We start from the raw sequence: 18,800 nt of genomic DNA, 5'->3' as shown, positions 1-18,800 counted from the left end.
TATTTTTGTGTTGATAGATAGAGCAGTAAATGAAAAAGCAGCGTGCCTTTCTAAAATGGGCTGGTGGTAAATATGGCCTAGTTGAAGACATCCAACGTCACCTGCCACCTGCTCGTAAATTGGTAGAACCATTTGTTGGTGCTGGTTCTGTGTTTTTGAACACGGACTATGAACAGTACCTGCTGGCTGATATCAATCCCGATCTTATCAACCTGTACAACCTACTTAAAACCGACCCTGAGACCTACATTGCGGAAGCAAAACGCTGGTTCTGCCCTGAGAACAATCGCAAAGAAGCCTTCTTAGATATCCGAGCTCAGTTCAACGATACTGACAATGTTATGTATCGCTCACTTGCTTTCTTGTACATGAACCGATTTGGCTTCAATGGCCTGTGTCGCTACAACAAGAAAGGCGGTTTTAACGTTCCGTTTGGTTCTTACAAAAAACCTTACTTCCCAGAAGCCGAGCTGGAGTTTTTTGCTGAGAAAGCGAAAAAGGCTACCTTCGTGTGTGAGGGATACCATGAGACTTTTAGCCGTGCCCGTAAAGGTTGCGTGGTTTACTGCGATCCTCCGTACGCACCGCTGTCAAATACCGCTAACTTTACCTCTTACGCAGGTAATGGCTTTAGCTTAGATGATCAAGCAGCACTGGCTGACGTTGCTGAAAAAGCGGCGACAGAACGCGGCATCCCTGTTTTGATTTCTAATCACGACACGACATTAACGCGCCGCTTGTATCATGGTGCAGAGTTGAACGTGGTGAAGGTGAAACGCACCATCAGCCGTAATGGCGCTGGTCGTAACAAAGTGGATGAGCTACTCGCGCTGTTCCATCAAGATAAAAACCAGCAACACGCTGCAGCAGAATAACCTCGATCCCCTCAAATTGAGTGACCAACAGGTACTTTCTTAAACTAATCTTTCGAACTGCTAGGATCTGCCTAGGTGCTTAGGTAGAATTGCACACCAAATAGTCTTGGGGTTGAATCTTGTATGCGTATGAGGTGCCACCAAGGCGGTGAACTCGCAATTTACTTACTCTTAAGAGGTTTGGTATGAAAGATTTTCTAATCGCTCCATCAATTTTGTCTGCAGATTTTGCTCGTCTTGGTGAAGACGTTGAAAAAGTACTCGCAGCCGGTGCCGATGTTGTGCACTTTGATGTGATGGATAACCACTACGTACCTAACCTGACTTTTGGCGCGCCTATCTGTAAAGCACTACGTGACTACGGTATTACTGCTCCAATCGATGTTCACCTAATGGTGAAGCCGGTTGACAACATCGTGCCTGAGTTTGCAAAGGCTGGCGCATCGATGATTACCTTCCACGTAGAAGCATCAGAGCACATCGATCGCACTCTACAACTGATCAAAGAGCACGGCTGTAAAGCGGGCGTGGTTCTTAACCCAGCGACACCACTATCTTGCCTAGATTACATCATGGATAAAGTAGACATGATCCTATTGATGTCTGTGAACCCAGGTTTCGGCGGTCAATCTTTCATTCCTCACACTTTAGATAAGCTACGTGCGGTTCGTAAGTTGATTGACGAATCCGGTCGTGATATTCGCCTAGAGATCGACGGTGGTGTAAAGGTGGATAACATTCGTGAAATCGCAGAAGCGGGTGCAGATATGTTCGTTGCTGGCTCAGCGATCTTCAATCAACCAGATTACAAAGAAGTGATTGATGAGATGCGTGCAGAGCTTGCAAAAGTAAACGCATAAAAGTAGAACTAGGGTCAGTTGACCTAAAATCAAAAAATTTAGATTAAGGGGGCTGATTAGCCCCTTTTTTACGTCTTATTGCTCAACACATGAGACGAATATAATTAATAGGAAAGTAAGATGTCATTAAGCTCAATAAAACTGATCGCCTTTGATTTGGATGGAACCTTGTTAGACAGCGTGCCTGATTTGGCAGTAGCTGCTGACCAAGCTTGCCAGGAGCTAGGCTTCCCTTCAGTGAGTGAAGAACAAGTTCGTGATTACGTAGGTAACGGTGCTGACGTACTTATCGGTCGTTCACTAAGCCGTAACCTAACCGTTGACCCAAACTTAGATCCAGATCTTCTGAAGAAAGCACGTATCTTGTTTGATGACTTCTACGAGCAGGGCGGTCATAAGCTAAGCCACCTTTACCCATTAGTAAAAGAGACCTTGGCAGAGCTGCACCAAGCGGGCTTTACTATGGCATTGGTAACGAACAAGCCATCGAAGTTTGTGCCAGACGTGCTAGCGCAACACGGTATCGATAAGTACTTTGTAGATGTACTTGGCGGTGATTCTTTCCCAGAGAAAAAACCGAACCCAGTAGCGCTAAACTGGTTGCTAGAAAAGCACAATGTGAAAGCAGAAGAGATGCTAATGGTTGGCGATTCAAGTAATGACATTAAAGCGGCAAAGAATGCGGGTTGTCATTCGTTTGGCCTGACTTACGGCTACAACCACGGTGAGCCTATTTCAGCATCAAACCCTGACTACGTGGCAGATAATGTCGCGCAATTGCTCGATGTCGTTCTAGTTTCTGCATAAAGCGGACAAAAGTTAGCTAACCCACTAGCAAAATACTTATCAATGAGTACACTGGATGAGCCGCGCAGAAAGAGCTGTGCGGCTTTTCTATATTTAAGTTAAGAAGCTAAGCCATCAATTGACTTAGCGAATAAGCAAAGGAATTAAAACCATGAGCAAGCCCATCGTATTGAGTGGTGTTCAACCATCTGGTGAACTAAGTATCGGTAACTACTTGGGTGCTCTACGTCAATGGCAACAGATGCAAGATGACTACGATTGCCAATACTGTGTGGTAGACCTTCACGCAATTACGGTTCGTCAAGATCCGAAAGCACTGCATGAAGCGACTCTAGACGCACTAGCAATCTGTCTTGCTGTCGGTGTTGATCCAAAGAAGAGCACGCTATTTGTTCAGTCTCACGTACCAGAGCATGCTCAACTTGGTTGGCTTCTTAACTGTTACACACAAATGGGTGAACTGAGCCGTATGACTCAGTTTAAAGACAAGTCTGCGCGTCACTCAAACGACGTAAACGTAGGTCTGTTTGATTACCCTGTATTGATGGCTGCGGATATCCTGCTTTACGGTGCTCACCAAGTACCTGTAGGTAGCGACCAGAAACAACACCTAGAGTTAGCGCGTGATATCGCAACTCGCTTCAACAACATCTACTCGCCAGAACAGCCAATCTTCGAAGTGCCAGAACCGTACATCCCAACAGTGAATGCACGTGTAATGAGCCTACAAGATGCGACCAAGAAGATGTCTAAGTCAGACGACAACCGTAAGAACGTGATTACTCTGCTAGAAGAGCCTAAGTCGATCATCAAGAAGATCAACAAAGCGCAAACCGATGCAGAAACACCGCCACGTATTGCTCACGATTGGGAAAACAAAGCGGGTATCTCTAACCTAATGGGCCTTTACTCAGCAGCGACGGGTAAAACGTTTGAAGAGATCGAAGCGCAGTACCAAGGCGTTGAGATGTACGGTCCGTTCAAGAAAGATGTAGGCGCAGCATTGGTTGAGATGCTTGAGCCGATTCAAGCTGAATACCACCGTATCCGTGCTGACCGTGCCTACATGGACGCAGTAATGAAAGCCGGTGCTGAAAAAGCGTCTGAGCGCGCAGCAGTAACGCTGAAGAAAGCATACGAAGCCGTAGGTTTTGTAACTCGCCCATAGGGTGAATCAAAACCTTCCGCGATAAAATCTAAGCCCAAAGTGACTATGTTTACTTTGGGCTTTTTAGTGCCCGCTACATCTGGCTCTCCAACAATTATGCTGTTTGAATTGATAATCTACGTATTTAATGGCTAACATATTTGTAAAATCAATGCTGTGCATAGTATCTTATTAAATAAGCTTGGGTTTTATAAATGCGTGCTCGTTTCTATTTATGTTGGAAATATATAGCGTGCCAAACAATTGATGATTCCAAAGTGATAAGTTCCTCATTTTCTTGCCAACTGACTTATTCCTTTCATAAATAAACCTGATAGTTACCACAAAATACATGACTGCCCATAGATGGCAGTAATTATAAATCGATGAACTCAGGTGAAACGGATGGCTCTTTTACACAAACCTTCATTGCTAGCAGTGGCAATTGGTAGCTTGTTAACGACAAGCGCACACGCTGATTTGTTTATTTCACAATATGTGGAAGGCGGCAGCTACAACAAAGCGGTTGAGATTGCCAACAGCGGTGATAGCAGCATTAATTTAGATGGTTATTCATTGGCTAAATCAGCGAATGGCAACGGATCATGGGGCGCCACTTTACCTTTAGATGGCCACGTTTTAGCGCCTGGTGAGGTACTGGTTGTTGCGCATAGCAGTGCAAGCGATGAGATTAAAGCCGTCGCTGATATTCTTAACGCTTCATTGGCTAATCACAATGGTGATGACCCATTGGCTATCTTGAATGCAGACTCAAGCGTGTTGGACATGGTTGGCGTGATGGGCGATGTCGACTGGGGTAAAGACGTTACCTTGGTTCGTGCTGACCAAACCCCATCGGCGACGTTTGACGCTTCACAGTGGGTATCGCTACCAAAAGACAACATTGAAGGCCTAGGTTCCTTAGACAATGTTGAGTTGCCAGAAGCCTTTGCTTGTACGCAAGATGGCTCAGACCCAGTATTCACCACCATTCAAGAAATCCAAGGTGAGGGCGCGACATCGCCGTTCATCGATGGCTACCCGTACATCACCGACGATGAGTATTTCGTAAAAGGGGTGGTAAGCGCGGTCACTACCGGCCTAACTAAAGGTTTCTATCTGCAAGCTCTTGAGGATGACTTCAACTCAAGCACTTCTGAAGGTCTATTTGTTCATACTAACCAATCTAGCTCAGAATTAGCTGCAGGCGATGTGGTGTGTGTGAAAGGTAAAGTACAAGAATACTACAGCCACACTCAGCTTAAAGTTGAAAACAATCAATGGTTAAAGCAAGGCGAGCAGGACGCACCTGACGCGACAGACATTGAAGTATTAGACACTGACGAGAACTTCGCGGCGACACTTGAACGTTACGAAGGCATGTTGGTGAAAACAACTGAAGCGCTAGATATGCGTGTAACGCGTACCTTCGGTTATGACTACGCAGGTCGTCGTAACAACATGGTTTTGGCGCATGAGCGTATCAACATGCAACCAAACCAACTTTTCGCAGCGGGTTCTGATGAAGCGAAACAGCAAACAGAAGACAATGCTGACCGTCGTCTTTTCGTAGAGACTGACCAAAAAGCAGGTGATGGACAGGTTCCTTTCTACCCAGATTTTGGCCGTACTGACATCGACCAAGATGGCTCAACGGAAGACTACATCCGTATTGATGACACCATTGTTGGTCTAGAAGGCGTGTTGACCTACAGCTATGGCGAGTACCGTCTGATTCCGACTAACCAGATCACGGCTGAAAACTTCATTCGCAACGACCCACGTACCGACAAACCAGACATGGATGAAGGCGACCTACGTATTGCGACCTTTAATGTATTGAACTACTTCAACTCACCATTTGGCGGTGATGCGAATCAACATGGTAATAACCGTGGTGCAAACACCATCACTGAGTTTGAGATGCAACAAGAGAAGATTGTAAACGCGATTCTTCGCTTGGATGCTGACATCATCGGCTTGATGGAAATCGAGAACAACGGATTTGGTGAAGGTTCGGCAATTCAACAGCTTGTGAACCAACTGAATGATCGCATTGAGCATAAGAAAGACCGTTACACCTTTGTGGCTGTCGACTCTAATGAAGATGGCGTTACCGACGAAATGGACTCGATCGGCACTGATGTGATTACTACGGGTGTTATCTACCGTAAGAAGGTGGTTAAGCTTAAAGACAGCCGTGTCATCGCGATGCCAAGCCAGCAAGCACCAGAGGTGTTAGACGACTCAGGTAAGGTGATTGAAGATGGTAAGAACTACCAACGTGACTCATTGGCACCAACCTTTAAGGTGAAGGGCACCAAAGAGAAACTGACTGTAGCGATTAACCACTTTAAATCGAAAGGTTCTAAGTGTTGGGAAGATGCTGCCCCTGTTGAGCAAGGCGGTCAAGGTGGTGTAGATGCCGATAAGCAAGGCTCATGTGAGAACTTCCGTGTTGCAGCGGCGGTTGCGTTGGGCGAAGCACTCGATAGCATTGAAGGTCACAAAGTGATTCTGGGTGATATGAACTCGTATGGCATGGAAGACCCAATGCTAGTGCTGACAGATTACTCTGAAGAGAAGTATGGCAAGCAGATCAAAGCAGCGCGTAACACTTACATTAATGGCGTTGAGCAGTTTGGTGATAACGGTGCGGTGATTACTAAGAACTACGGCTACATTAATGCCGTAGCTCAGAAGCACCCAGACAGCTGGAGCTACTCATACAACGATGAAGTTGGCGCTTTAGACCACTTATTGGTGAGCGAGAGCTTAAAAGACATGGTTGTCGACGCGACCGACTGGCATATCAATGGTGGTGAATCGACGCTATTTGACTACAACGAAGAGTACAAAGGCGACCTGCCTAAGTATCAAGACCACTTCCGTTCATCGGATCATGATCCAGCGGTTCTTGAGCTAAAAGTCGGTGGTTCGTTTAGCTTTGGCGCGTTGATGTCACTGTTTGGCTTAGCGATGTGGCGCCGTCGTAAGTAGTGAGTGAATCAGCTTTACTGCTAACGGTGAAAGTGAGTACACGTCACCGAATGCGGGTAATTGACAGTTATCTGTAAACAATTAAGGTCAACCTAGGTTGGCCTTAATTATTGGTGAAATGCAGTTTCCACTTGCCTTTCGCTATGGGTATTGCACAATACCGCCCCTATATCTCCCAATCATTTAGTATTTAGCAAACGATTTCACTCATGTTACTTATCATCGATAACTACGACTCTTTTACCTATAACTTATATCAGTATTTCTGTGAGTTAGGGGTAACTGTAAAAGTTGTACGCAATGATGAAATTGATATTGCGGGCATTGAAGCGCTGAATCCTAGTCACCTTGTGATATCCCCAGGGCCTTGTACACCGGATGATGCGGGTATCTCTCTACAAGTCATAGAACACTTCGTTGGCAAGTTGCCAATCTTAGGTGTGTGTCTTGGCCATCAAGCCATTGCTCAGGTGTTTGGCGGTGAAGTGGTGAGAGCAAGACAAGTGATGCACGGTAAAACCTCACCGATACGCCACAATGGGAAGAGTGTTTTCCAAGGTCTGAATAACCCACTAACCGTCACGCGTTACCACTCCCTTGTGGTGAAAAACGGCACACTACCAGATTGCTTTGAACTGACTTCTTGGACAGAGCTTGAAGATGGCAGTATGGATGAGATCATGGGCTATCAACACAAAACCTTGCCAATTGATGCGGTTCAGTTCCACCCTGAATCGATTAAAACAGAGCAAGGGCACCAACTTCTGGCTAACTTTTTAGCACGTTAAGTGTTTAAAGCAGGTGTTTTACTCTCCTAAATAGGTGAGCTTAACCTGCGAACTCCTTCGTTATACGTTTTAATTCGAGTTTTACCGAGCTCGATCCTTCTGACGCCGATCACTTTTTATAACATTTCTTCCTCACCAGGCTAAGTTTTTAGCCTATGCAAAGTTATTCGCCGTATTTCCTTTTGAACCCAATATACCGCTGTGCCAGTAAGGCTTTGCCTTTGCAGGATAGGCGCATACGTAAAAAAAGCTTCATAAAACAGGTTGATTGATGCATAAATAGTCATAGGTAGTGAGGTTTAGCTGGTTGTGAGGGATGGCTAAAGAATAATCTACTATTGAAAACGTTAATTAAATGTAAATATAATGCTGCGGCGGGATTGTAGCGAGACAAAATTTTTTCGTCTCACTTATGAATCATTACGCTTATTTGCGAAGCTTGCGGTATCGAGAAGGAATGTACGATGACAGTGGAAAATAATGTAGAACGTAGTCTGTTTAATGAGGTGATGGTGCCTTGTTATAACCCAATGGAAATGATCCCGGTAAAAGGGGAAGGCGCACGTGTATGGGACCAACAAGGGCGAGAGTATATCGACTTTGCTGGTGGTATTGCTGTGAGCTGTTTGGGTCACTGTCACCCAGCAATGGTGAATGCCGTTACTGAGCAAGCAAATAAGATTTGGCACCTAAGTAATGTAATGACTAACGAACCTGCACTGCGTCTAGCGAAGAAGCTAACTGACGTATGTTTTGCAGAAAAAGTATTCTTTGCGAACTCTGGCGCAGAAGCGAATGAGGCAGCACTTAAGCTAGCTCGTCGTTGGGCAGCGGTTGTTCACGGTCCTGAGAAATCTGAAATCATTGCATTCAAACAAGGTTTCCACGGTCGTACTTTCTTTACTGTAACCGTTGGTGGTCAAGAGGCTTACTCTGATGGCTTCGGTCCAAAACCTGGCGATGTAACTCACCTGCCTTACAATGATATTGCGGCTCTAGAAGCGCATATCTCTGATCGCACTTGTGCAATCATGATGGAACCTCTGCAAGGCGAGGGCGGTATCATTTCTCCAACGGCTGAGTTCGTGAATACGGTTCGTGAACTGTGTGACAAGCACAATGCACTGCTGATTTTTGATGAAGTACAAACAGGTAATGGCCGTACTGGTAACTTCTATGCTTACCAAGGTCTGGGCGTGACGCCAGACATTCTAAGCACAGCGAAGTCTCTAGGTGGCGGTTTCCCTATCGGCGCAATGCTGACGACGTCTGAACTGGCTACACACCTTAAGGTTGGTACGCACGGTTCTACATACGGTGGTAACCCACTGGCGTGTGCGGTAGCTGAAGCAGTGGTTGACGTAGTTAGCCAACCTGAAACTCTAGAAGGCGTAAAAGAGCGTGAAGCGCTATTCCGTGATGGTCTAACTAAGATTAACGACAAATACCAAATTTTCAGTGAGATTCGTGGTAAAGGCCTATTGTTAGGTGCTGCACTGAATGACGAATGGCAAGGACGAGCGCGTGACGTATTAGTAGCAGCAGGCGAGCAAGGCCTAATGGTACTGGTTGCGGGTGCAAACGTGGTTCGTTTTACTCCATCACTGGTTATCACTAAACAAGAAATTGAAGAAGGCTTATCAAAACTAGACAAAGCAATCGCTACGCTAGTTTAGCCTGAGCGGCGTCATAGGAATGATCGCCATTAGAGCGATCCCATGACGTACTGCTAAAGGCCCAAGCTTCTGGTTTTGGGCCTATTTTGCATCTGGAGGGAATATTGATGCTAGTTGTTCGCCCAATAAAACTGTCTGATTACGATGCGCTGCACACCTGTGCAGTTGAATCAGGTCATGGATTCACATCTCTTCCGGTTAACGAAGAATTGTTAACTAACCGAATTACCCATTCTGAATACAGCTTTGCGAAAGCAGACGTGACCGAACCCGGTGATGAAGGCTATCTAATGGTGGGTTTCGACGCTGAAACTGGCGAAGTTGCTGGTACAACAGGCATCGAAGCTTCCATTGGCTGGGATGTGCCTTTTTACTCGTACCACATCAGTAAAGTGGTTCACTCTTCACAGCGCCTTAAAGTGAATAACGTGGTTAAGCTGTTGACGTTTGGTAATAACTACACAGGCTGCAGCGAAATTTGTACGCTGTTCTTACGTCCTGATTACCGCAAAGGCTTAAACGGTCGACTGATGTCTAAGTGTCGTTTCCTACTGATGGCTGAGCACCCAGAGCGTTTCTCAAAAACGATCTTTGCTGAGATGCGTGGTGTATCAGATGCAGAAGGTAACTCGCCATTCTGGAAGTGGTTGCAAGAGCACTTCTTCTCGATTGATTTCACACTAGCCGATTACCTAACGGGGATTGGTAAGAAAGGCTTCATCGCAGACCTTATGCCGAAACTGCCAATCTATGTAAACCTATTGAGTGAAGAAGCTCAGGCGGTGATTGGTCAAGTGCACGATAATACCCGCCCAGCATTGAAACTGTTGGAACGTGAAGGTTTCACGAATCGTGGTTATGTCGACATCTTTGATGCGGGACCAACGGTCGAGTGTGATTTAAGAAACATCGAATCTGTACGTCACTCTATTCGAGCACAGGTTCAAATTGCAGAGCACTCTAGCTCTAAAGACTTCCTAATTGGTAATACCTCATTTGAGAACTTCCGCGCAGTGGCCGCGAAAGGTGCGTATGACCAAGCAAGCGATACAGTGATTTTATCATCTGAAGTAGCAAGCGCTCTTGAAGTAAAAGAAGGCGAATTCGTTCGCATGTTGGCTCAATAAGAGCGGCGATTATCTGTCGAAGATTTTAAGGATAGAAGTATGACTCAGTGGATAGCAGGACAATGGGTAGCGGGTCAAGGTGATGCCATGACATCAGTAAGCCCATACAACAATGAAGTAGTGTGGCAGGGTGATAGCGCAACACCGGCACAGGTTGAATCTGCAGTGGCAGCGGCTCGCGAAGCGTTCCTAGTTTGGAAAAAACTGAGCTTTGCTGAGCGTGAAGCGATCGTGTTGAAGTTCGCAGAAAAAGTAAAAGAGAACAGCGAAGAGATCGCGCAAATTATCGCAAAAGAGACGGGTAAACCTATTTGGGAAACTCGCACTGAAGCGGGCGCAATGGCGGGCAAGATCGCTATCTCTATTCGTGCTTATCACGAGCGTACCGGTGAAGCATCACGTGAAGCGGCTGGTAACCAAATTGTACTTCGTCACCGTCCATTGGGCGTGATGGCGGTATTTGGCCCTTACAACTTCCCAGGTCACCTACCAAATGGTCATATTGTTCCTGCATTGCTATCGGGAAATACAGTGGTATTCAAACCTTCAGAGCAGACGCCTTGGACAGGTGAGTTCGCAATGAAGCTATGGCAAGAAGCGGGTCTTCCTGCTGGCGTAATCAACCTAGTGCAAGGTGCTAAAGAGACCGGCATCGCACTGGCTGATGCTAAAGGTCTTGATGGCGTACTATTTACAGGTAGTGCTAATACGGGTCATATCCTGCACCGTCAATTCGCGGGTCAACCGGGCAAGATGCTGGCACTAGAGATGGGTGGTAATAACCCTATGGTGATCAGTGACCAATACGGTGACGCAGACGCAACGGTATACACCATTATCCAATCAGCGTTCATCAGTGCTGGTCAACGTTGTACATGTGCTCGTCGCCTGTATGTTCCTGTTGGCGAGAAGGGCGATCTGCTACTCGACAAACTGGTCGCAGCGACGCAAAAGATTCGTGTTGATCAGCCATTTGCTGAACCTGCACCTTTCATGGGGCCTCAAATCTCTGAAGCTGCCGCTAAGTTTATTCTAGACGCACAAGCTAACCTGCAGTCTCTGGGGGGTGTCAGCCTAGTAGAGGCAAAAGCAGGCGAAGCGGCGTTTGTTTCTCCGGGCATTATCGATGCAACCAACATTGCTGACCTGCCAGATGAAGAGTACTTCGGCCCATTGCTACAAGTGGTTCGTTATCAGTCGCTAGAGCAAGCGGTTGAATTAGCTAACGACACACGCTTTGGTTTGTCAGCAGGTTTAGTATCGACAGACGATTCTGAGTGGGAATACTTCGTTGACCATATCCGTGCGGGTATTGTTAACCGCAACCGCCAACTCACAGGCGCAAGTGGTGATGCACCATTTGGTGGTCCGGGTGCTTCTGGCAACTTACGCCCAAGTGCTTACTATGCGGCAGATTACTGTGCTTACCCAATGGCTTCAATGGAAGGTGGTGAAACTCAACTGCCAGCTACGTTTAGCCCAGGTATCGAGCTGTAGTTTAGATTGATATTGAGCGAAAGCTCATTCATTAGTTATGAAATAAGGAAGCAGCGTATCGCTTCCTTATTTTAACCACGCTCAGCGTCAAGATTGGGCGGTAGATAATAATAGAACAAGTATGTCACAGGCTGATGGCTGCTGACTTTGTGTCTCAGTCTCTCCCTTTCTAATCCAAATCACTAGCTTGCTAGAACCTCTGACAAGGAGTCACCATGACGCCCGATCTACTCTTTAAATCACTATGGGACGATTACATTCACAGACTTTGCCCGTCGGCAGAGAAAGTACATCACTTGCTAAAAGAAGATGAAGCGCTGATCAATGATCACATTGCATTGCGTACTTTTAATGTTGCCCCTCTAGGTATTGAAACATTAGCCAAACCTTTCCTTGAGCTAGGTTACAAAGCATGTGGCGATTACTTGTTTGAAAGCAAGAAGCTAGTGGCTAAACACTACGAACACCCAGACCCAAAACAACCGAAAGTGTTCATTAGTGAGTTGAAGGTAGAAGAGTGTTCTGGTGAATTACAGCAGATCGTTGCCAAATTGGTTGAGCAGGTTGATGCAAGTAAGTTAGAGGGACACGAATTCCTATTTGGTGGCCGCCTTTGGGATTTGAGCTTCGCTGATTTCCAACTGTTAGCGAAGGAGAGCGAATACGCCTCTTGGTTAGCCGCTCACGGTTACGGTGCTAACCACTTCACGGTTAGTGTCAATCAACTGAACAAGTTCGATGAAGTACAAGCAGTGAATGACTACCTGAGTGATGCTAGCTTTACGATTAACGCATCTGGTGGTGAGGTAAAAGGCTCTCCAGAGGTGTTATTAGAGCAATCATCAACAATGGCAGACAAAGTGCCAGTGGCATTTGTTGAAGGCAATGAGATGATTCCTGGTGGCTTCTATGAGTTCGCTAAGCGCTATCCAATGGCCAATGGTGAGCTTTATACCGGTTTTGTTGCTGCATCGGCGGACAAGATCTTCGAAAGCACCAACGGTTAAAGAAAGATACGATTACGGTTTTTGCCCTAGAAACTCGGGTACGCTTCGCTTCGAGAATGTTTACAAGGCGAGAGCCTCATGTGTTCCATTCGTATCTCGTATCTCGTATCTCGTATCTTCTCTCAATAAAGAAAAAGCCACCAAATTCGCATTTGGTGGCTTTCATATTTTTGACTCAGTTAATCGAAATTAACGAGTGCCGTATACCACGATAGTCTTACCGTGTGCAGAAATTAGGTTCTGCTCTTCTAGCATCTTCAAGATACGACCTACTGTCTCACGAGAACAACCAACGATTTGGCCAATCTCTTGACGAGTGATCTTGATTTGCATGCCGTCAGGGTGAGTCATTGCATCTGGCTGTTTCGCTAGGTTTAGTAGCGTTTGAGCGATACGACCTGTTACGTCAAGGAACGCTAAGTCACCAACCTTTTGGCTAGTTACTTGTAGGCGGCTTGCCATTTGCGCTGAAAGACGCATTAGGATGTCTGGGTTCACTTGGATAAGTTGACGGAACTTCTTGAAAGAAATTTCAGCTACTTCACAAGGAGATTTAGCACGAACCCAAGCTGTACGCTCTTGGTCTTCTTCGAACAAGCCTAGCTCACCGATGAAGTCGCCTTGGTTTAGGTAAGAAAGAATCATTTCCTTACCTTCTTCGTCTTTAATAAGAACTGCCACAGAACCTTTAACGATGTAGTACAAGGTCTCTGCCTTTTCACCAGCATGGATCAAAGTACTTTTTGAAGGGTACTTATGAATATGACAGTGTGAAAGGAACCACTCTAATGTTGGATCGGTTTGAGGTTTACCTAGAACCATAATATCTCACTTCCTCTGCAGGGTATGCTTGCCGCTTTCCGTATTTTAGCTAAGCCTGAATTGACTTCTTAGGATAAGAGCACTCGATGAGCGCTGCAAGCTATCTTGTGTTTCGTTTAAGAATAGTATCCTTTTTCAGGTACTATTTCTTGATTTTAATCGTGACCAAGCTACGATTTTTTACGCAAAATTGTGCACATGATCACGGTATGAAAAGTAATCAGCCAGAATGTCGTTTTGTTAACCTATTTTCCCAGTTTCGATGAGTTGTTGTAGGATTGGCCTCACAATGAGCTCCATAGCAAAGCTCATCTTACCACCTGGCACCACTAGTGTGTTATGACGAGACATGAATGAGCCATCAATCATGGCCAAAAGATACGGGAAATCGACGTTTTTGATGCCGCGCAAACGTATAACAACGAAGCTTTCATCTAAACTTGGAATCCCTTTGGCGTTAAGTGGGTTTGATGTATCTACGGTTGGGACACGCTGAAAGTTGATATGAGTACGCGAAAATTGCGGGGTAATATAGTTAAGGTAATCATCCATTGAACGAACAATGGAGTCCATTACTGCTTCGCGTGAGTGGCCACGATCGCGTGTGTCACGAACGAACTTTTGAATCCACTCTAGGTTTACGATAGGAACCATGCCAATCAGCAGGTCGACGTGTTGAGAGACATTAATGTCGCCATCAACCACACCGCCGTGTAGACCTTCGTAAAACATCACGTCTGAATTTTCAGGGATATCTTGCCATGGCGTGAAGGTGCCAGGCATTTGATTATAAGGCACAGCTTCATCGAACGTATGTAGGTAACTACGTACTTTACCAGTACCTTCATTACCGTACTTACGGAAAAACTCTTCTAATGCTGCGAAGTCGTTGGCTTGTGGGCCGAAGTAGCTGATGTGCTTACCTTGCTCACGTGCCTTGCGGATCTCGACGTCCATTTCTGGTCGAGTGAAGCGGTGAAAACTATCCCCTTCAACCCAAGCAGCCTTCACGTCCATCATATTGAACATTTTTCGGAAGGCTTCTGAGGTAGTGGTGGTGCCGGCTCCTGAAGAACCCGTCACCGCAATAATTGGATGTTTAGCGGACATGACAACCCTTGTCTTATGAGTAACTTACTTGTTAGCAATCGTTTTCCACTATAACACGGCTCTGTGTTAAGCGCAGCTTAGAAGCGTTTTGTGAGCTGGATATCAACGGTTTCGTGCAGTTCGGAAAACACGATATTGGCCTCACCAGAAGCTAATTGATGTTTCACTTGGTCAATCTTGTTTTGTAGAGAGATCTCCACGTCGCCGTAGTCTGTACCCTCACGCAGTACGAATTCCTTGATGAGGTTTTCCAGCGTATCAGGCTCGATGTCTTTCCATGGGATGATCATAAATACTTCTCTCTTTTATGTTCATTGATATGTTGATGAGTGTGTCTAGTGATGTTTATAGTGCAACCCCAATTAGGGACTGCGCTATCTTACCAAGGTTTCGCGTTTATATTTAGCAAGGCTTCGTCGTTATGCTGAACCTTGGATACTTTCATAATAGGCTGGTAGCGCTTCTTCTAACCAAAACCTTGGTTTTAGTGTACTACCAGTAATGAACCCAACATGACCCCCTTTCTGGAACAAGCGATAATCGATGTTATCCGGCAGAACGAACTTAGGAATCACATCATCGGTCATAAAAGGATCGTCTTTAGCGTGGATGATCTGAGTTGGTAGCTTTATCTTATTGAGCTTAGGAAGAGCCGAGCACTGTGCGTAATAGTCTTGAGCGTTCTTGAATCCATGCAGAGGCGCGGTGATTCGTTCATCAAACTCATACAACTTATCAATCCTCTTGATTGTCTCAGCGGTGATGTCGAGCTTCTCTTGCAGCAGGTTAATCTTTTTTAGGGCGTTTGATTTGAGAGAGCTGAGCAGGTACTTCTTGTAGAGCTTAGAGAAGCCTTTCTCAATGCGACTCGCGCAACAAGCTAGATCAAAAGGGGCTGACACTATGGTTGCTGCTGATAGCAGGGGATCGTCTGCATACTCAGCCAGATAATTTGCTAGCATGTTTCCGCCTAAAGAGATGCCGACCGCCACCTTAGGGTTGTTGGGAAACTGTGCGTGCAGGTGTCTTAGGAAAAAGCGAGCATCTTCGACTTCGCCAGAATGGTAGGCACGTGCCAAGCGGTTCGGTTTACCGCTACAGCCTCTAAAATGCATCATCACCGACAACCAACCATCCTTGGCAAACGCATTCATCAGCCCGTTGGCATAAGGGCTCTCAAAACTGCCCTCTAATCCGTGAAACAGAATAAAGATAGGTTTGTTGCTAGTCAGTTCATCGTTATCTGGTGATTCACTCCAAGCAAGGTCTAGGAAATCACCATCAGGCGTTTCTAAGGTTTGCCATGTAGGATGGAACAACGCCTGCTTTCTGATAAACCTTGGCACTAAAGTTTGTAAGTGTGGGTTAGATAAACCAGCCGCTGCGGTAAATATGGTCATAAAACAGTCCGTGCTTTTTATGGGCTTTGAAAAGTATTAAGTATTGCGATGCGCCCACGTTTTTATTTGAGCTTGGTTGATTCTCGGTGCAAGCGCAAGCCTTTCACTGAGACTCAATGTAAAACATGTTGTGAGTAACTGATTGAATATTATCAAACTTGTACGAGCTAGCCTCTGCTTGCTATGAGCACTCGTTTTGCTAGGTGCAGCGAAATATCAATACGAGAGTAAGCTTGTACCGGAACAACTCAAAAGAGAAAGAAAACGAGTTAAGGCTGAGGGGCGGGTTCAGAAAATGCGTCATAGAGATTTTCTGCCCCGAGTAGACGACAATATTGCAGAGCCAACGGCGCTTGTTGATTAGTGAACAGTTGCAATGAGTTGATACAGTCGACAAGATCGGATTGCTGCTGCTTCTCAAGTTGCAGTTCAAACTGTAAGGCTTCACGGTATAGAGAGTCGACAACATGCTCTTTAAGGTGTTTACGTAACTCTCGATAACTATGAAGTAGGGTTTCGGAGCGGCTTAAGCACTGCTGTACTTTGTGCCACTCTTCTTCTGCAAAAGACACTTGCTGCTCATCGAGCCATTTGAGGAGCAGCAGTAGATTGACGTTGCCGTGGAACTGGTTTTGCAAAGTTAAGCACGCATCTTTAACACCGCGCACACTGTAATACTGAAGGCTAAATTGCCATAGTCGTTCCAGTGTTAGTGATATTGGGGCGTGCTTTGGGCTCATAAGTTATCCATATCCTGTTCCATCTGCTCAAGCTCTTCTTGAGTGGACATCCAATCCATTTCAACTTCTTCAAGTTGTGACTTACTGCTCGCTTGTAGGGCGAGTACTTCATTCAGTTTAGCCTTATTTTCAGCTTCATACAGTGAAGTGTCGGATAATTGTTGCTCGGCTTCTTCAAGAGCAAGCGTCAGTTTATCCATCTGCTTTTCAAATTGAGTCAGCTTTTTACGGATTGGTGCGGTTAACTTACGGAACTCCGCTTCTTTACGCTTTTGCTCTTTTTTCGCAGCAGCACTGTTGGCACCATCTTTCGCTGGAGCCTGCGCTTGTGCTTCTTTGCGTTCCACTTTTTGCTGTTCGGTTAGCCACTTGTAGTAATCGTTCAGGTCACCGTCAAACGGCGCAACTTGGCGGTCGTGCACAAGGTACAGGTCATCGGTAGTTGCACGAAGTAGGTAACGGTCGTGCGATACGATAACCATCGCGCCTTCAAACGTCTGTAGAGCAAATGTCAGCGCCTGACGCATGTCGAGATCCAAGTGGTTAGTTGGTTCATCGAGTAGCAACAGGTTCGGTTTTTGCCATACCAGCAGCGCCAATACTAAACGTGCTTTCTCGCCACCTGAGAAAGGAGTCACTTTATCCAGTGCTTTCTCGCCTTGGAAGCCAAAGCTACCTAGATAATCACGCAGCTGCTGTTCGGTGTGTTTAGGCGCAATCTGCATCATGTGTTGCAGTGGTGTCTCTTCTGGGTGCAGCGTTTCTAGTTGATGCTGTGCGAAGTAACCAATCTTAACGCCTTGTGAGTAGCTCAGCTCGCCACCTTGCTGTTTCAGTTCGCCAGAAAGCAGCTTAATAAGTGTCGATTTACCTGCGCCGTTACGACCCAGTAGACCGATACGGCTACCCGGAACAAGGTTAAGGCGAATCTTCTCTAGGATTAATTTGTCATCGTAGCCTGCAGAGACCTCATCCATCATCATGATTGGGTTTGGTAGTGCGTCTGGTTCTCTGAACTCAAAGCTGAATGGGTTATCAAACTGAGCTGGCAGTACTTGTTCCATTTTCTCTAGCGCTTTAATACGGCTTTGCGCTTGGCGAGCCTTTGAAGCTTTATAACGGAAACGGTCGATGTAGCTCTGCATGTGAGCCATCTGCTTTTGCTGCTTCTGGTACATCGCCTGTTGCAGAATCAGTTTTTGCGCTCGTTGATTCTCAAACGATGAGTAGTTACCTGTGTACTCATTTAACTTTTGGTTTTCTACGTGCACGATGCGGTTGACGATAGGGTCTAAGAAGTCTCTATCGTGCGAGATAAGAATCAGTGTGCCAGGGTAGCTTTGTAGCCAACGCTCTAGCCACATTACCGCATCTAAGTCCAAGTGGTTGGTTGGCTCATCGAGCAGCAGTAAGTCACTGCGGCACAGTAGGGCTTGCGCTAGGTTCAAACGCATACGCCAACCACCTGAGAATTGGGTCAGGTTCCACGTCATTTGTTCTTGGCTAAAGCCTAGGCCGTCTAGCAATTCGGCTGCGCGAGCCTTAATACTGTAACCACCAATGGTTTCTATCTTGCCGTGAATCTCTGCGACGAGTGTGCCGTTGTCGGCTACTTCCGCTTTTTGCAGCTGACCTTCAAGGCCACGATATTCACGGTCACCATCAATCACGTATTCAATTGCTGTTCTTTCTAATGCTGGGGTTTCTTGAGCAACCCACGCCATTTCCCAGTGAGCAGGTTTGCTGAATGAGCCAGCATCAATCGATAGTTCGTCTTTAATTAAAGCGAACAGCGTCGATTTACCACAGCCGTTTTTACCCACCAAGCCAATCTTGTCGCCAGGGTGAAGAGTCGCAGATGCTTGGTCGAGGAGGGGCTTACCGCCGCGTAGCAATTGAATATCAGAGAAAGTAATCATAGAAATAGCATTGAAATTAGAGATG

16 protein-coding genes are annotated in these 18,800 nt (G+C 46.0%); 10 read left to right on the top strand and 6 right to left on the bottom strand.

Annotated elements, in window-relative coordinates:
- Window positions 1–29 precede the first annotated feature (29 nt).
- The 10 genes from OCV52_RS14380 to OCV52_RS14335 all read left to right on the top strand — a co-directional run bounded on the left by OCV52_RS14380 (window position 30) and on the right by OCV52_RS14335 (window position 12,784).
- Window positions 30–875 carry a Dam family site-specific DNA-(adenine-N6)-methyltransferase gene (locus tag OCV52_RS14380; protein ID WP_004737168.1) on the top strand — a complete coding sequence of 282 codons (846 nt, stop codon included), beginning with the start codon at window positions 30–32 and terminating at the stop codon, window positions 873–875.
- A gap of 185 nt (window positions 876–1,060) precedes the next feature.
- The gene (gene rpe, locus OCV52_RS14375) at window positions 1,061–1,735 is read left to right on the top strand and encodes a ribulose-phosphate 3-epimerase (RefSeq protein WP_008222304.1); all 675 of its coding nucleotides are present in this window, start codon (window positions 1,061–1,063) and stop codon (window positions 1,733–1,735) included.
- Window positions 1,736–1,855: 120 nt separating this feature from the next.
- A complete protein-coding gene (locus OCV52_RS14370; protein ID WP_102425602.1) occupies window positions 1,856–2,542 on the top strand; it encodes a phosphoglycolate phosphatase in 687 nt (228 codons plus the stop codon).
- Window positions 2,543–2,693: 151 nt separating this feature from the next.
- Window positions 2,694–3,710, top strand: a complete 1,017-nt coding sequence (gene trpS, locus OCV52_RS14365; protein WP_137406898.1) for a tryptophan--tRNA ligase — start codon at window positions 2,694–2,696, stop codon at window positions 3,708–3,710.
- 384 nt (window positions 3,711–4,094) lie between these two features.
- Window positions 4,095–6,689 (top strand): ExeM/NucH family extracellular endonuclease, encoded by a 2,595-nt coding sequence (locus tag OCV52_RS14360; RefSeq protein WP_137406897.1) that lies wholly within the window; start codon window positions 4,095–4,097, stop codon window positions 6,687–6,689.
- Between the two features lie 209 nt (window positions 6,690–6,898).
- Window positions 6,899–7,477: an aminodeoxychorismate/anthranilate synthase component II gene (locus OCV52_RS14355; protein ID WP_102425085.1), complete on the top strand. Its 579-nt coding sequence runs from the start codon at window positions 6,899–6,901 to the stop codon at window positions 7,475–7,477.
- Window positions 7,478–7,941: 464 nt separating this feature from the next.
- Entirely contained in the window at window positions 7,942–9,153 is a 1,212-nt protein-coding gene (locus tag OCV52_RS14350; RefSeq protein ID WP_137406896.1) for an aspartate aminotransferase family protein, read from the top strand.
- A gap of 107 nt (window positions 9,154–9,260) precedes the next feature.
- Entirely contained in the window at window positions 9,261–10,280 is a 1,020-nt protein-coding gene (gene astA / locus OCV52_RS14345) for an arginine N-succinyltransferase (protein WP_061033630.1), read from the top strand.
- A gap of 39 nt (window positions 10,281–10,319) precedes the next feature.
- The gene (gene astD, locus OCV52_RS14340) at window positions 10,320–11,777 is read left to right on the top strand and encodes a succinylglutamate-semialdehyde dehydrogenase (RefSeq protein ID WP_102425083.1); all 1,458 of its coding nucleotides are present in this window, start codon (window positions 10,320–10,322) and stop codon (window positions 11,775–11,777) included.
- 215 nt (window positions 11,778–11,992) lie between these two features.
- Complete coding sequence (locus tag OCV52_RS14335; RefSeq protein WP_102425082.1) at window positions 11,993–12,784, top strand: DUF1338 domain-containing protein; 792 nt, start codon at window positions 11,993–11,995, stop codon at window positions 12,782–12,784.
- A gap of 189 nt (window positions 12,785–12,973) precedes the next feature.
- Here OCV52_RS14335 and crp read toward each other — a convergent pair whose 3' ends face one another.
- The 6 genes from crp to OCV52_RS14305 all read right to left on the bottom strand — a co-directional run bounded on the left by crp (window position 12,974) and on the right by OCV52_RS14305 (window position 18,775).
- Entirely contained in the window at window positions 12,974–13,606 is a 633-nt protein-coding gene (crp, locus tag OCV52_RS14330) for a cAMP-activated global transcriptional regulator CRP (RefSeq protein ID WP_004410522.1), read from the bottom strand.
- Window positions 13,607–13,846: 240 nt separating this feature from the next.
- Window positions 13,847–14,716, bottom strand: coding sequence for a phosphoribulokinase (locus OCV52_RS14325; RefSeq protein WP_004737178.1), 870 nt, complete (start codon window positions 14,714–14,716; stop codon window positions 13,847–13,849).
- 77 nt (window positions 14,717–14,793) lie between these two features.
- Window positions 14,794–15,006 (bottom strand): YheU family protein, encoded by a 213-nt coding sequence (locus OCV52_RS14320; RefSeq protein WP_004737179.1) that lies wholly within the window; start codon window positions 15,004–15,006, stop codon window positions 14,794–14,796.
- Between the two features lie 129 nt (window positions 15,007–15,135).
- The gene (locus OCV52_RS14315; protein WP_102425081.1) at window positions 15,136–16,116 is read right to left on the bottom strand and encodes a hydrolase; all 981 of its coding nucleotides are present in this window, start codon (window positions 16,114–16,116) and stop codon (window positions 15,136–15,138) included.
- A gap of 269 nt (window positions 16,117–16,385) precedes the next feature.
- Window positions 16,386–16,856, bottom strand: coding sequence for a TIGR02444 family protein (locus tag OCV52_RS14310; RefSeq protein WP_137406894.1), 471 nt, complete (start codon window positions 16,854–16,856; stop codon window positions 16,386–16,388).
- Window positions 16,853–18,775 carry an ABC transporter ATP-binding protein gene (locus tag OCV52_RS14305; RefSeq protein WP_137406893.1) on the bottom strand — a complete coding sequence of 641 codons (1,923 nt, stop codon included), beginning with the start codon at window positions 18,773–18,775 and terminating at the stop codon, window positions 16,853–16,855. Before OCV52_RS14305 ends, OCV52_RS14310 begins: the two co-directional genes overlap by 4 nt.
- Window positions 18,776–18,800: the final 25 nt, after the last annotated feature.

The sequence above is a fragment of the Vibrio chagasii genome, assembly GCF_024347355.1.
Lineage (GTDB): Bacteria > Pseudomonadota > Gammaproteobacteria > Enterobacterales > Vibrionaceae > Vibrio > Vibrio chagasii.
Note: the sequence above shows the minus strand (reverse complement) of the source record. Positions and strands in the feature narration are given on the sequence as shown.